Source organism: Marinobacter sp. MBR-99 (assembly GCF_040547575.1).
Classification (GTDB): domain Bacteria; phylum Pseudomonadota; class Gammaproteobacteria; order Pseudomonadales; family Oleiphilaceae; genus Marinobacter.
In genome coordinates, this window is record NZ_JBEPPY010000030.1 from 16682 (window position 1) to 29615 (window position 12934).

Consider the following 12934-nt stretch of genomic DNA (forward strand, 5'->3'; position numbering starts at 1 on the left):
TTACTGCTGTGTCGTTGGTGAGAGATAGGTGAGAGAAAGCTTACCTTCAGGGATTTCAAGACGGATGACGGTGTTTGCGTTCAGTCCCAGCAAATCGATGAGCGGGTTACAAAGGTTAGGAACCAGACTGCATATACCACCTACATTGTTCGAGTTGAGCTTAATATCTCCCCGCACTTCAACGTCAATCGGGACCTTCTCGACATTAAGCAGTTGGATCTGTATGCGGCCATCCGGGAGAAAGGTCACAGGCCCTCTCAGCGTCAGGCGGTCACCACCCAGGTCGTGAATGGGATAGCTGCGCAGGTTATGGTCAAGATAGGCCGGGCCAATGCTCGGGTTGAGGTAAGGTGCATCCAGATAGACGTCCAGAATGAGCTCGAAGGTAAACTGACCCTGATCGTTGGTATAGAGAAAGCCATTCAGCGGTTCCACATTGCCATTGGCATCCCTTGGGTATCTTATGCGCATCATGAGCGGGCCGGTCGGGATACGTTCGTTGGCCTCAATGCCGGTGTTTGCGATATTGAACTGGGCAAACAAATCCAACAACGTAGTATCTATTTTGGCCCACACATCGGTGGATGTGGTGGCTAACACAGAGGGCAGAATTTCCACCGGTACCCGGCCCTGCTCATCCGGCTGTCCTGCTACGATGGTATCGAGCATGGCTGTCAGATAAATGAACTTGTCTTCCGGGCAGCTTTCCCCGACTTCACATCCAATTCCAGCGTCAACAACAAGAGAATCCTGTTGAGGAGGATCCAGTGAGCTGACCCCATTGGATGCCAGGCCTACCGCGTTGGCAACGCTTTCTCCTGCTTGAGAGCCGGCCTCAAGATCTTTTGTATAGTCCAGATCCGCATTGGCATCGGCCGCCGGCAGGTTTCTCAGCGGCAGGTAGGTGGCATTCTTTTTCTCGATGCCGGTGAAGTAGTTCACCAGCGCCGTGCCGCCCTCGGTTCTGTGGGTTGCCTCCCATTTATCCTGGGTGAGCAGGACGGTTTGCAGAGGCAGCTCCGCGGCTGACTCTATCGCGGAGTCATTGGCATTCAGCGTATAGCGGTAAAGCCTGCCTGTCTCCCACGGAACCAGGGGCGTAATGGTCAGGGACCGTGGCTCGGTGGTGAGGGTGTATTCGGAGATATCAAGTTTTTCCCATTGGCCAGTATCCGTTTGCCTTTCAACGGTCAGACTGTCGCCGGGGATGATGGTTTCCGGGTTCATGTTCTGGGAGAAACGGACGATAATGGGCTTGTCGGTTTCGAGTTGACCAATGGGTAGCAGGTCGTCATCGTCTTTGCCCCCGGTACAACGTCCCTGGTTACCATTACTGACATTCGTATCGGTAATATCTTTGGCACAGGGGAACCCCGGGTGGGTTATCAGGGCAAGCGGTGACTGGTCCGTTGGCGTGCCCGGTTCGGTCGGGCTGAGTTGGAAGGGGAGGGCAACCTGGCTGGCAAAGGTGTTTCCGGCCAGATCCCGCAAACCGGACCCGTTTTGCGACGAGGCACCATCGGGATTGAGCCTGAGAACGTAGGCCGGACCATGCTCCAACGGCTCCACGGGATCAATGACAACACTGCCGCCATTGGCTTTCAGGTTCGCATCAACCGGTACTCCATTCTTTTCCAGCTGAATGTTGTCTGAATGGATGGATGAGGGGAGCAGCGGTTCGTTGAAGTAGACCACCAGATTATCGCCCGGGCGAAGCTTGTCCTGATTATCATCCCCGGGCACCCAGCTCTTGATGAAGGGCGCTTCGGTGTCCGCGAAGCCGGCCTGCAGCGGGGCATCTTCGACGTTGCGGAAGCCGTTCAGCTTGAAGGAGATCAGGCCTGAGGCCGTGTCAATGCCCATCACGTCCGGCTCAATAACGCCAACGGCTTCGATGCTCAGCTTGCCGTCCTCGACGATGGCGGTACCCACCAGCTGCACGTGCATGAGCTGCTGGCCAAGGGCACCGTTGGCAATGGTGTTCCCGGTATTGAGGGCCATATCGACGTAGAGTTCGAGCGATCGGGGTGCATCCACTGCATCGGTGTAGGGATTGGGCATCAGGAAGCCATTGGCGTCCGAGAGAAAGCGAACCTCGACGGCGTCGGATTCAAACCCGGCCGGTACGGCACCGGCGACCTTGACCACTACGGAACTCCCGGTCAGCAGGGTGCCCCGGTCGATCCTCAGGGGAATGCTCTGGCCGGCCGCTTCAAATTTGGGAATAAAACCCAGCTCCGCGAACACGGTGCCGGTGACGGCCGTCGGGTTGTCCGGGCCCAGAAGGGGAGAACTCAGGTTCACCGAGTTGTAATCCTCGCCCGTCAGCGGTAGCTGGCCAGACAGGGTTTCAGCAGCCTGGGCCATAATCTGCCGCTTGCCCGTCGGGGAGCGGGAGTCGATCGGGTTGAAGGTCAGTGTGCGATCTTCGGACAGGGCATCATCGAGCAGAGCGCTTTTGATGCCGGTAGTCACTTTCAGGGTATAGGTTTTGGTGGGGTCCAGGTAGCCTTCCGGGTCCACCGTGACCCGGTGACCCCTGACGTATACTTCGGCATTCACCGGTTCACCGGCCTGGTCCGTCAGGCGAATGGTCTGGCCGTATACCACCGATTGCGGGTCGACGGGCTCGGTAAACTGAAGCCGGAATGTCGTAAAGTCCGTGACGGGGTAGTCGTTCCCTCCGTCCGGAATGGTTCGCGCCAGTTCAAATCCGGTACCTTCGGTCTGGCTCAGAATCGGGCCGGATGTGGCCGGTGCTGTCCTGAATCGGATGCCATCCGCGGTCAGTGACACCGGTGTGCCGCCAACCTCAAGGCCCTCTGCGGTCAGGGTGTAGCTGGTTCCCGGCGCAAGCGCCGTGTCCGGCTTTGCCGCCAGCCCCATCTTGTCTTCACCAGTGAACATCACGTCGGTGAGGGTAACCTCGTTCCCGGTGGCATCCTTCAGGACCAGGACATCGGGAAGGTCAGTCAGCGGTGTATCGATGGACTTGTTGAAGCGCAGGAAGACCGGTGCTGTTGTGGGGACGGTGGACGTGACACCGGGCTGATCGCCGCCGGGGGACGTACTGTCAGCCGGATAGGTAAATGTCAGCGATCCGGGTGTCGGAGCCCGGGTAACGGTCTGCTTGTCTCCGCTACCCCCGCAGCCTGCGAGTGCTGTGGTGACAATCAATGCAATGGTTGTTTTTTTCATGCCGCACCTCTTCAGAATTTCAGCGTAACCGAACCGCTGAACACGTGAATGTCGCCGTCTGCGGTAACGTCTTCTTCATTGCCGTTATAGTCGACAATGGTGAAATCACGCTCTTGCAGCTTCTGGTACTGGTAACCAAGGTCCACGCGAACGGGGTAGGCCAGAAGACGGGTGCGGTTGAATGTGGCGCTTAAGCCAAGCCCGACAGAAATCTTGTCTGTGTCCAGGTAGTTGATTTCCGGGTTTCGGGTGGTTTTCAGAGGGGATTCTTCATAGGCGACGCCGGCACGGAAGGTAAAATTGTCGTTCAGCATGTACTCGCCACCGAGGCGGGGAGTCAGGGTGTCGTCAAACTGCATGCGGGCAGCAGGGGAGAGGCGGTTCTGATCCTTGATGGTGTCGCTGGCAAATTCATCTTCCAGTTCTGACCAGTTCTGTTGTTCTACGCTGCCCCCGATACGCCAGCCGTCACCCTGATACTGGGTACCAATGACCCAGGTTTCCGGCTGAAAGGAGTCGATCGTGGTGACCGCAAGCGCAAGCCCCGGGTCGGGAATCGTCTGGTCGACAATGACGTTTGCGTCGACACTGGTGGAAGCCGATGATTTTGCGCGGTAAGCCAGGGCCGTTTCCCAGCCGCTCAACCAACAGCCGCTTTCAGCACAAAAGGTTTTGCCCCAGTCGATGGAGGTACTGATAATCGACTTTACAGTGGGTTCGGCATTGACTGACAGGCGCTCACGTCGTGTCTCACCGGCCAGGTTCGATATCGCATCGAGCTCGGCCGTGGCTTCGAGGGTGACCCTTGCCGAGATGCCGGCATCAATGCCTCGCCAGATGTTGGTGGCACCACCGATGTTGAGGAACAGGGGTTCCTTGCCATACTCCATGAACTGGCCGCTTTCCGATGTGTTTGAACTGAAGGCCAGCAGTTCCTTGCCATACTTCTCCACTCCCGCGATGAAGCCGAAGTAGATGGGGTGCTTAAAGCGGGTCAAGGATGTAAGATTTGTTTTCATGCCGATCAGCACATGCTGGCTCGGCGAGTCGGCGAGTACATCGCCATCCCGCAGGGGGCCATCCGCTCTCAGTTCCTGTTCTGCATGAAGCAGGCCTAGGGTCAGCTCTCCCCGGGGATCTTTTGTCAGATAAGCCGGGTTATAGTAAGTGGCAGACACCTGATCGTTGAACATAGACAGGGATTGCGCTGTAGCCACGTCGGCTGCCATTACCCCGTAGGTGGTGCCGATGTTGCCCATGCTGGCCTGAGTGGGAAAAGAACCCCCAGCGGACAGAATTGCGATTGCAAGGCAAGAGGTAGGGCCCTTAGTAAAAAGGGGAGTCTTAGGCATTAATATGCTCCGTTTTCTCGTTATTGTTGTCAGTACATCTATACAGCGCTTGTTGAGGCGGTCAGATGCTGTTCAGCAAAAAAGCTTACTTAAACTGTTTTTTCGGAACATTGGCCCTCTTGACGCCACAGATCGTCTTTAACGCAGCCAGGCTTTTTCGTGAGAAAGGTTTTGAAAGGACGTCGCTCAAGTAGATTGCCGAAGCGCTGCTTGTCGAGCTGATGCGCCGGGGAGTCGACCTGGTTACCGCAGAGGTCGAGTCGGCTTACGCCAGCTCGGACGACCCGGTTGAGCGTTTGCGTCTTTGTATCAACGCACATCTGCGAGCCCTGTTGTTAGATTCGGATGCGGTTTACGTGCTGTTGTTTGAATGGCGGGCGCTGGGCCCGGAGGCTCGCGAGGAAATCATCGAACTGCGTGACCAGTACGAGTCCCTGTGGGCCGGTATCCTCGAAACAATGATTGCGCAGGGCGTGGTCCGCAAGAATGTTGACGGTCGTTTGCTTCGCCTTATCGGCCTTGGGGCGCTCAACTGGGTTGCAACCTGGTTCGACCCGAACGGGGCCCAGTCACTCGACGCCATTGGTGATTTGATCTGGCAGATCGCTATGGACGGTGTGATCAATAAAGGTGTCCAGGCATAATCGGGATTCTCCGGCATGGACGTACCAGCCAAAGCAACAGCGCTACCGCCAGCAGTCGCGCTGGCGGTGTGCCAGCGGTCAGATCAGTCGCCCTCTATCAGGGCGGATCAGTTATCGCTGCTGTCCGGCAGGTAGGCGCCGTCCTCGTCATGAACTTCCTGGCCGGTCACCGGCGGGTTGAAGGCGCAGATCAGGCGCATGTCCTCGGTGCCACCGTACAGGGTGTGCTTGTCGTGGTTGTCCAGGGCGTAGAGGGTACCGTCGGTAATCTCGTGAACTTCACCCGTGGCGAGGTCCTTGATGCGCCCGTTACCGGCAACGCAGTAAACGGCTTCCAGGTGGTGCTTGTACCAGAAAGTGTGCTCGGAGCCTGCCTTGATGATGGTTTCGTGGAAGGAAAATCCCATTCCGTCCTTCTTGAGCAGCAGGCGGCGGCTGGTCCACTGCTTGTCGCTGACTTCACGCTCGGTACCAATGATGTCCTGAACTTTAACGATTTTCATGGGCGTATCTCATGGTTGGTTGGTCAGAATCGGGTGAAACAACTTTATAGTATAAACATTAGGCATCTATATATTTCAAGTGGCCCTTTCCTCCTGCCACTGGTCATACCCCTCTAGCGCTTCCCGGCTGTCATTGCCCGGTGTGGCCCGCTCCGCACGCCGCGAGAGGCTTAACGTACGCTATTTTCCGTTTCGTGAGGTGGCCCCTTGACACGTGCGTCACCGACTCTGCTGAATCGCGTTCTGCGACGATGGCGGGTGACGCATGGCCTCGCTGGCCGGCAGCGCCGGAGGCGTGGACCTCCGGCGCATCATCAGCGCCGGAACAAGGGCGGCCAGGAAGATCGCGCCGACGATAAAGAAGCTGTCCCGGTACCCCAGCATGTTGCCCTGGCTGTAGATCACGCGGCCAAGATAGTTCATCGCCCCGGCCTGGCGTATCGCCTCCGGCACGCCAGCCTGTGCAAACAAGCCGGTTACTTCGTGCAGCATAGCGGTCGTTGCACTGTTGCCTGCATGCTGTGCCGCCGTGAAGCTGTCTACGTAGAGCTGAGATCGCCGCTCCAGAGCGATGGAGAGCAGGTTGACACCAAACGCCCCGCCGAGTTGGCGCACGAAGTTGATGGCGCCGGAGCCCTGACTGAGTAGCGTCATGGGGAGCGCCTTGAGGGCGCCGGCGTTCAGGCTCGGCATGATGAAACCAAGGCCGATACGCCCCAGCATGATCCACCAGGCGAACAGCCAGAACGAGGTATTGGTATCCACGTTGCTCATAAGAAACGATGACAACGCGAAAATCACAAGCCCAAACATGACCGTGGCATAGGCGGGTGTCCTGTCAGTCAGCCGCCCCGCGATGGGGAAGACCAGGGCCAGAATCAGCCCCGCCGGCATTAGCAGCAGGCCCGAGTGGGTCGGCGTGTAGCCCTGGATCGTCTGGACGAACAGCGGGATCAGGAAGGTCGAACCGAAGATGCCTGCTCCGAAAATGAAGGCCACGACGGAGGCGCCCGCATAGACCCGGTTCGTGAAGAGCTTGAGATTGAGCATGGGTGCGGACGTGCGCAGCTCCCAGACGATGAAGCCGATGCCCGCGACCAGGGCGATGGCGAAGTCGCGCAGGATGGGGTCGGAGATCCAGCCGTCACGCTGCCCGTTCGACAACCCGTTGAGCAGGGTCACGAGAAACACCGTCATCAGTCCAAAGCCGATCCAGTCGAATTTGCGCGGCGGACCGGAGGTTGCGCGCCCCGGCATCAAGATCGCGGCCATAAACAGGCCGATGAAGCAGAAGGGCACGGCCATGAAGAAGACATAGCGCCAGCTGAAGCTGTCGACCATGATGCCGCCAAGCGTCGGGCCAAGCGCCGGGGCCAGCACCACGCCGATGCCGTAAATTCCCATGGCCGACCCGCGTTTCTCCGGCGGAAAGACCTGGAAGATCGTCTGCATGGCGAGCGGCTGGAGGATGCCGGCCGCGCCGCCTTGTAAAACACGGGCCAGGATCAGCACGCCCTCGGCGGGGGCGAGCCCACCCATGATGGAGGCGGCGATAAAGATGGTTATCGCCAACATAAAGGTCGCGCGCTGGCCGAGGGTATCGACCATCCAGGCATTGAGCAGCATGGTCCCGGTCATCGCGGCGAGGAAGCCGGTGGAGAGAAGTTGCGCCTTGTCCTGGCCCATGCCGAAAGCGCCCATGATATCCGGCAGGGCTACATTGACGATGGTGGCGGTCAGGATAGTGGCGATCGTGCCCATCATGACCGTCGCTGTGACCAGCCAGCGATAGGACGGGCCGAAACGGGCGAATAGCCCCTCGATACTGTCCGGCCGGGGCGCGCTAGTCATCGGCTCTCGCCTCCAGCTCCACCATCATACCCGGCTTGAGTTCGCCGCCGTCCTGCTGCACCGCGATGCGCACTGGCAGGCGCTGGGTGATCTTGGTGAAATTGCCGCTCGGGTTGGGGTTGGGCAGCAGGGCGAACTCGCTGGTGGCGGACTGCCCGACGCGCGTGACCCTGCCCTCAAAGCGCCGCCCCGGCAGGGCATCGACAGTGATCATCACGCTCTTTCCCGGCCGGAAGAAGCGGATGTCGGTCTCCTTGACGTTCGCTTCGACACGCACCCGCTCGGGATCATGCACCATCAGCAGGCGTTGGCCGGGGGTGACATATTCGCCCTTGTCCACAAATACCCGGTCCACCACGCCGTCGAATGGCATGACGATGGTGCGATCTTCCAGGTCGAGTTCGGCCTGGGCTTTTTGTGCACGTAGCCGCTGCTCCTCCGGGCCGAGTTCGGCGAGCTGGGTGCGCAGCACCGTGAGTTCCCCGCGCGCGGCTTCAGCCTCGGCCAGGGCGGCGCGGGCATTTTCCAGGTCCGCCTGGGCGCTCAATGTCTGCTGCTTTGCCGTCTCCAGCGCCGCCCGCGTCTGGTCCAGGCGCGCACGGTTGATGGCACCGCTCGGCGCCAGCTTCTCCGCCCGGTCATTCTCCTGTCTGGCAAGATCGAGTTGCGCTGCCGCTGCTGCCAACCTGGCCTCTGCCGCCCTCACCGCTGCCTGTTTGGCGGTAATGCGGCTCTGTGTCTGACGGTCGGTGAGTGCGATGCGCGCTTCGATCTCCTCGCGGCGGCGGGCAATCCCGGCGAGTTGCGCGTCAAGCGCCTCGACACGGAGACGGCTTTCCCGGTCGTCGATCCGGATCAAAACCCTGCCTCTCTGCGCGGCATCGCCATCGGTCACTTCAAGTACCGTCACCCAACCGGGAACCCGGCTGCTCATGGCAACAATGTCGGCGGCGACACGGGCATCCGTCACAACGACATGGGTGAGCTGCTGATACAGCCACCAGCCGCCACCTCCGAGAACGATCAGCGTCGCCAGGATCGCGCCATACCATCGCCATGGCCGAGGGCGGGCAGGAGGTAAAGCCGTCTCTGACTCAGCCTCCCTCTTCTTGTCGGGGGCGGTGCGTAGATCGGTTTCCTGATCGTCGTCCTGGTGTTCCCGGTGGGTCATATGCTGGTTCACGCTCTAGCTCTCATCAGTTTTTGTCCACAGGCTGCATCGCCCTTGGGGTGCCGCCCAGCTTGTCGGCGATCTTCTCGAAGACCTTCAGACAGGTCGCCACCTCGGCATGGGACAGGTCGGATAAGATTTCCGCCCGCACCGCCGCTGTGGTAGCTTCGATCCGTTCCAGAACAGGGGCAGCCTCCGCACGCAGGTGAGCCGATTTGGTGCGCCGGTCGGCGGCTTCCGTGCGGCGTTCGATCAGCCCCTCCGCTTCCAGCCGGTCCAGCGCGCGTACCAGGGTCGGCCCCCGCACCCCGACCGCCTCGGCCAATTCACGCTGGGTTGCCGCCTGGGGCAGGCGAGAGAGATGTAACAGGGTCAACCAGCGGGACTCGGTGAGGCCAAAGGTGGCCAGCCGCCGGTCGATTTCGGCGCGCCACAGCCGGGCGACCAGCCCGAGGCGAAGGCCGAATTGTTCCTGATCGTGAAGTGGCTTCGTCATCTCATTGCCTGCATCATTATGTAGCTGTACTATAATCAATAGATAGCTAAGTATCAAATGGCGAGGGATGTAGCCCCGAAGGCAGCACTGTCTAGAGCAGAGGACCGGGAAAGGCGTTCCATCCCGATCACAGAAAGGAGCACCACGATGTACAGGACGATCCTCCTAGCCTATGACGGCAGCCGGCAAGGCCGTGAGGCGCTGGACCAGGGGGCCGAGCTGGCTTCGCTTTGCCAGGCTCGTGTCTATCTCCTCGCCGTCGTCACCCATGAACTGGGTGTCGCGCTCGCTGAAGCGGCGGCACCCTCAGACCTGCCGGAGCGAGAATATCAGGAAGTGCGCCGCGTGCTGACGGAGGGCGCGGAAGCGCTGCGGCGGGCGGGGCTTTCCGTCGACACGCGCCTCGCTGCGGGCAACCCCGCCGAGGAGATCGGCCGAATGGCGCACGAGGTCGGCGCGGATCTGGTCGTGGTCGGTCACCGTGAACAGAGCGCGATGGCCCGGTGGTGGCACGGCTCCGTCGGCGCTTCGCTGCTCGCCCACGCGCCATGCAGCCTGCTGGTGGCCGTTGCGGACCGGTAGTTGTCAAGGAATATGTCGCAGGGTCTTCATCAAGGTCTTCGCCGGCTAGGCTGAGGAGAAAGCCCTTGATTCAGGTGTTAATCGGTTGGCGGCCACTGCTGCGCAGCATGTAACACGCGCAGTATTCGTACCGTCAAGGCATCCTCCTGGTACACGAGGATATAGTTCGACCAGGCGACGAGTTCCCGGGTCCCTTCAACCCGACCAGGGCGGCCTATTGTGGGGAACTCCGGCAGCTTTTCAGCTTTCATCTCGATATCATCTTTTACGCGCTGTGCTGCATCGGGATTGTCATCAGAGATGTAATCGACAATCCCTAGCAGATCGGTACGAGCCAGTTCCAGCCATTCCAGTTCAGGCACGGCGACGCTTTCTGTCGATCAACGCTTGTGCCTCATCCATTACCTGTTGATGAGGAACGGTAGGTCGGGCATCAGCCAGGGCCTCTTTCACTTTATCGCGGAACCAGGCGTCATGGGCTTCCGGATCAGCCGTTAACCCAACGGGCAATCCGCCCTCTTTGGTTACGCGGGTTAGAAGGATGCGGACGGCATCTGATACCGTCAAGCCGAAGCTGGCGAGCTTTTCCGCTGCATCAGCCTTCAGCTCGTCGTCCACACGAACGTGCAGCATTGAAGTGTGAGCCATGATGAATTCTCCGTTTGTCATGCGTAACTCTACTTTGTATCTCAAATGCGATACAGTCAAGCTGTAGATATTAGCAAAATCACTGCGTTTGGTCAGATGCCAGTATTTTATAGATTGTTGACCGGCCTATCTTTAACCTCCTGGCGATCTCCGTAGCCCCCACTCCCTGGCTGTGCAGGGCACGGACTCTATCCTTGTCCACCCTGGGTTTACGGCCAAACTTGACCCCTTTGGCCTTGGCCTCCAGGCGGCCCTCGTTGGTGCGTTCCAGTATGCGCTGACGCTCGGGCTTGGGCCACGGCCGACAGGATGGTGACTACCATCTTGCCCATGATCCCCTCGGTGCTGATCCCATCGTCGAGGAACCGGATAGCCACACCCATGTTGTCGAACTCTTTGATGAGCTGGCCCGGAGTTGCGTCAATACAAGATCGAATAGCACTGGGATGACATTATTCACATTGCCGGTTCGCTCAAACTGGGGACCGTGCAGGCCTCCGTGGGATGCGCTGGAAGCGTAACTGGAAGCGTTTTACCCCAAAGGCGGTGGGCCGGGGGCGCCCACCCATGGGCCTGGGACGAATGTTGCGGCTGTATGTTAGTGGCCCCAACAGTGCTTTGGCTTCTCGGACCAAGGCATCGAGGATGCGATTTACGACAATCAGGCGATCCGGCGTTTCGTTGGCATTGACCTTGGCCGGGAGTCAGCACCGGATGCGACCACCTTGCTCAAGTGTCGCCGATTGCTGGAGCGCGAAGGGCTCACCGGCAAGCTGTTTGAGGCGATCAACGCTCATCTGGCTGGGCAGGGGCTGATGCTACGCGAGGGCACCGTGGTGGACGCGACGCTGCTTGCCGCATCGCCGTCCACGAAAAACCGGGCCAGAAAACGCGATCCGGAAATGCACCAGGCTCGCAGCCTGCTTCACGGCGAAGAAACAGACGTTATGTACCTGTGCTGGGTTGTGTCAGCCAGCGGTTAAGCTAACATCCGGCACAAGCTGATTTTTCTTCTGCTGGCATTGAGCCTGCTGGGGTCCGGATTTGCAGCATTGCCAACACCTGGATCAGCCTGACCGCTGCCAATTGAGAAGACGCGATGAAAAGATATCCTTACGGTTTTTCAGCAGCCTGGGCGCTTACGCTGATGTTCGCGATGGCCAGCCCCACGGTGGCAGCTCAGGCTGCACCGGATGAACAGAAAGAAACCGTTAACTGTGCGTTGATCCGGGACGGCATCCAGCGACTTGCCTGCTATGACGCCCAGAATGACCCCATTGCCGCCAGAAAAGCGGCGGACGAAGACACGTTACAGCAGGCGGATGAGGAAGCCGCTATTCCGGTGGCTGATGATGCCCGGCGGGAGCAGATCGTCAGCGATGCTCTTGAGGACGACTCAGACACCGGTCTGATGACAGCCCTGGTGGATAATTACCTGACCGCGGAGAAGGCAATTTTTTCATTCACCGGCAGTTTTGTGACCCACCGCCCCAACTACATCCTGCCATTCACCTATGTGGACGACCCTAACCCAAGGCCCACCAGCCCGAGACTGGGCCCCGCCGGCTATGACTTCGCTCTGGAAGAGGAAGAGGCGAAATACCAGATCAGTTTCAAGATTCCACTGCTGACTGGCATTTTTGATGATCGAACCACCTTCTGGTTTGGCTATACCCAGCAGTCCTACTGGCAGGTGTACAACACCAAAGACTCCGCTCCCTTCCGTGAAACCAACTACGAGCCCGAGATTTTCTTCCGGCACCGGCTGGACTGGGATCTTGGGCCTGGCACTCTGAGTGCGGTGTCTCTGAGCTTCAATCACCAGTCTAACGGTCAATCAGAACCCCGGTCGCGCAGCTGGAACCGGATCATGGGCACCGCGGCTTACAGCTATGACCGCTGGCTGTTTATGGTTAACCCCTGGTTCCGGCTGCCGGAGAGTGGCAGCGATGACGACAACTCGGATATCGAGAAGTATCTCGGACATGGTAGTTACCACGCGGTTTACAAGCTGACAGAGGACCGCACGTTCTCGCTGAAGCTTTTGAACAATATGCGTTCTACCAATCGGACGTCGGTGGAGTTCGGGTACAGTTTCCCGATGGGGGATACGATGAAGGGCTTTTTCCAGTACTACAACGGGTATGGGGAGAGTCTGATTGATTATAACGAGCGTATCGAGCGGTTTGGCGTGGGGATTCTGCTGAATAACTGGTTCTAGTCGGAGTGTGCCCGGCGCAACTCCACGCTGCCATGCATCAGGTCCGTCAGGCCATGGTGCTGAGTGTTCGCCGGAAGCGGGTCAGGGCCAAGGCAAAAAGGGTACTCCCGATAACGGCGATGGCCAGGAATTGCGGCCACACGGTGGCGAGGCCCGCGCTACGATACAGAATGGCCTGGGCCAGCATTACAAAGTGGGTGTTGGGCGCGGCGAGCATGATGTACTGGACGGCCTCCGGCATGCTCTCGCGCGGCGTCGAGCCCCCGGA

12 protein-coding genes and 2 pseudogenes are annotated in these 12934 nt (G+C 59.1%); 4 read left to right on the plus strand and 10 right to left on the minus strand.

What is annotated here, in order from left to right:
* The gene (locus ABIE59_RS19010) at positions 1-3198 is read right to left on the minus strand and encodes an Ig-like domain-containing domain (protein WP_354449319.1); all 3198 of its coding nucleotides are present in this window, start codon (positions 3196-3198) and stop codon (positions 1-3) included.
* An 11-nt stretch (positions 3199-3209) separates the two neighbouring features.
* Positions 3210-4550 carry an alkane uptake protein AupA gene (gene aupA / locus ABIE59_RS19015; RefSeq protein WP_354449321.1) on the minus strand — a complete coding sequence of 447 codons (1341 nt, stop codon included), beginning with the start codon at positions 4548-4550 and terminating at the stop codon, positions 3210-3212.
* Positions 4551-4771: 221 nt separating this feature from the next.
* Here aupA and ABIE59_RS19020 point away from each other — a divergent pair, with 221 nt between their 5' ends.
* Entirely contained in the window at positions 4772-5194 is a 423-nt protein-coding gene (locus ABIE59_RS19020; protein ID WP_354449323.1) for a TetR-type transcription factor C-terminal domain-containing protein, read from the plus strand.
* Between the two features lie 107 nt (positions 5195-5301).
* Here ABIE59_RS19020 and ABIE59_RS19025 read toward each other — a convergent pair whose 3' ends face one another.
* The 4 genes from ABIE59_RS19025 to ABIE59_RS19040 all read right to left on the minus strand — a co-directional run bounded on the left by ABIE59_RS19025 (position 5302) and on the right by ABIE59_RS19040 (position 9215).
* Positions 5302-5697 carry an ectoine synthase gene (locus ABIE59_RS19025; protein WP_091703156.1) on the minus strand — a complete coding sequence of 132 codons (396 nt, stop codon included), beginning with the start codon at positions 5695-5697 and terminating at the stop codon, positions 5302-5304.
* Between the two features lie 219 nt (positions 5698-5916).
* The gene (locus ABIE59_RS19030; RefSeq protein WP_354449326.1) at positions 5917-7548 is read right to left on the minus strand and encodes a DHA2 family efflux MFS transporter permease subunit; all 1632 of its coding nucleotides are present in this window, start codon (positions 7546-7548) and stop codon (positions 5917-5919) included.
* Positions 7541-8731, minus strand: coding sequence for an HlyD family secretion protein (locus ABIE59_RS19035; protein WP_198324799.1), 1191 nt, complete (start codon positions 8729-8731; stop codon positions 7541-7543). Before ABIE59_RS19035 ends, ABIE59_RS19030 begins: the two co-directional genes overlap by 8 nt.
* 13 nt (positions 8732-8744) lie before the next feature.
* Positions 8745-9215, minus strand: coding sequence for a MarR family transcriptional regulator (locus tag ABIE59_RS19040; protein ID WP_354449328.1), 471 nt, complete (start codon positions 9213-9215; stop codon positions 8745-8747).
* 147 nt (positions 9216-9362) lie between these two features.
* Here ABIE59_RS19040 and ABIE59_RS19045 point away from each other — a divergent pair, with 147 nt between their 5' ends.
* Positions 9363-9797, plus strand: coding sequence for a universal stress protein (locus ABIE59_RS19045; RefSeq protein ID WP_011784160.1), 435 nt, complete (start codon positions 9363-9365; stop codon positions 9795-9797).
* Between the two features lie 77 nt (positions 9798-9874).
* Here ABIE59_RS19045 and ABIE59_RS19050 read toward each other — a convergent pair whose 3' ends face one another.
* The 3 genes from ABIE59_RS19050 to ABIE59_RS20025 all read right to left on the minus strand — a co-directional run bounded on the left by ABIE59_RS19050 (position 9875) and on the right by ABIE59_RS20025 (position 10647).
* Entirely contained in the window at positions 9875-10159 is a 285-nt protein-coding gene (locus ABIE59_RS19050) for a type II toxin-antitoxin system RelE/ParE family toxin (protein WP_011784161.1), read from the minus strand.
* On the minus strand, positions 10152-10445 hold the full coding sequence (locus tag ABIE59_RS19055; protein ID WP_011784162.1) for a type II toxin-antitoxin system RelB/DinJ family antitoxin: 294 nt from the start codon (positions 10443-10445) through the stop codon (positions 10152-10154). Before ABIE59_RS19055 ends, ABIE59_RS19050 begins: the two co-directional genes overlap by 8 nt.
* 79 nt (positions 10446-10524) lie before the next feature.
* The gene (locus ABIE59_RS20025) at positions 10525-10647 is read right to left on the minus strand and encodes a helix-turn-helix domain-containing protein (RefSeq protein WP_431474633.1); all 123 of its coding nucleotides are present in this window, start codon (positions 10645-10647) and stop codon (positions 10525-10527) included.
* A 350-nt stretch (positions 10648-10997) separates the two neighbouring features.
* Between ABIE59_RS20025 and ABIE59_RS19065 the strand changes: the two are divergent.
* Positions 10998-11362, plus strand: a pseudogene (locus ABIE59_RS19065) (transposase); the annotation flags it as partial.
* A 230-nt stretch (positions 11363-11592) separates the two neighbouring features.
* The gene (locus ABIE59_RS19070) at positions 11593-12666 is read left to right on the plus strand and encodes a phospholipase A (RefSeq protein ID WP_036149235.1); all 1074 of its coding nucleotides are present in this window, start codon (positions 11593-11595) and stop codon (positions 12664-12666) included.
* A gap of 46 nt (positions 12667-12712) precedes the next feature.
* Here ABIE59_RS19070 and ABIE59_RS19075 read toward each other — a convergent pair.
* A pseudogene (locus tag ABIE59_RS19075) lies at positions 12713-12934 on the minus strand (hypothetical protein); the annotation flags it as partial.

Excerpts from the sequence above, each read along its gene's own strand:
- ABIE59_RS19010 (WP_354449319.1), bottom strand. The coding sequence starts at position 3,198 with ATGAAAAAAACAACCATTGCATTGATTGTCACCACAGCACTCGCAGGC.
- aupA (WP_354449321.1), bottom strand. The coding sequence starts at position 4,550 with ATGCCTAAGACTCCCCTTTTTACTAAGGGCCCTACCTCTTGCCTTGCA.
- ABIE59_RS19020 (WP_354449323.1), top strand. The coding sequence starts at position 4,772 with ATGCGCCGGGGAGTCGACCTGGTTACCGCAGAGGTCGAGTCGGCTTAC.
- ABIE59_RS19025 (WP_091703156.1), bottom strand. The coding sequence starts at position 5,697 with ATGAAAATCGTTAAAGTTCAGGACATCATTGGTACCGAGCGTGAAGTC.
- ABIE59_RS19030 (WP_354449326.1), bottom strand. The coding sequence starts at position 7,548 with ATGACTAGCGCGCCCCGGCCGGACAGTATCGAGGGGCTATTCGCCCGT.
- ABIE59_RS19040 (WP_354449328.1), bottom strand. The coding sequence starts at position 9,215 with ATGACGAAGCCACTTCACGATCAGGAACAATTCGGCCTTCGCCTCGGG.
- ABIE59_RS19045 (WP_011784160.1), top strand. The coding sequence starts at position 9,363 with ATGTACAGGACGATCCTCCTAGCCTATGACGGCAGCCGGCAAGGCCGT.
- ABIE59_RS19055 (WP_011784162.1), bottom strand. The coding sequence starts at position 10,445 with ATGGCTCACACTTCAATGCTGCACGTTCGTGTGGACGACGAGCTGAAG.
- ABIE59_RS19070 (WP_036149235.1), top strand. The coding sequence starts at position 11,593 with ATGTTCGCGATGGCCAGCCCCACGGTGGCAGCTCAGGCTGCACCGGAT.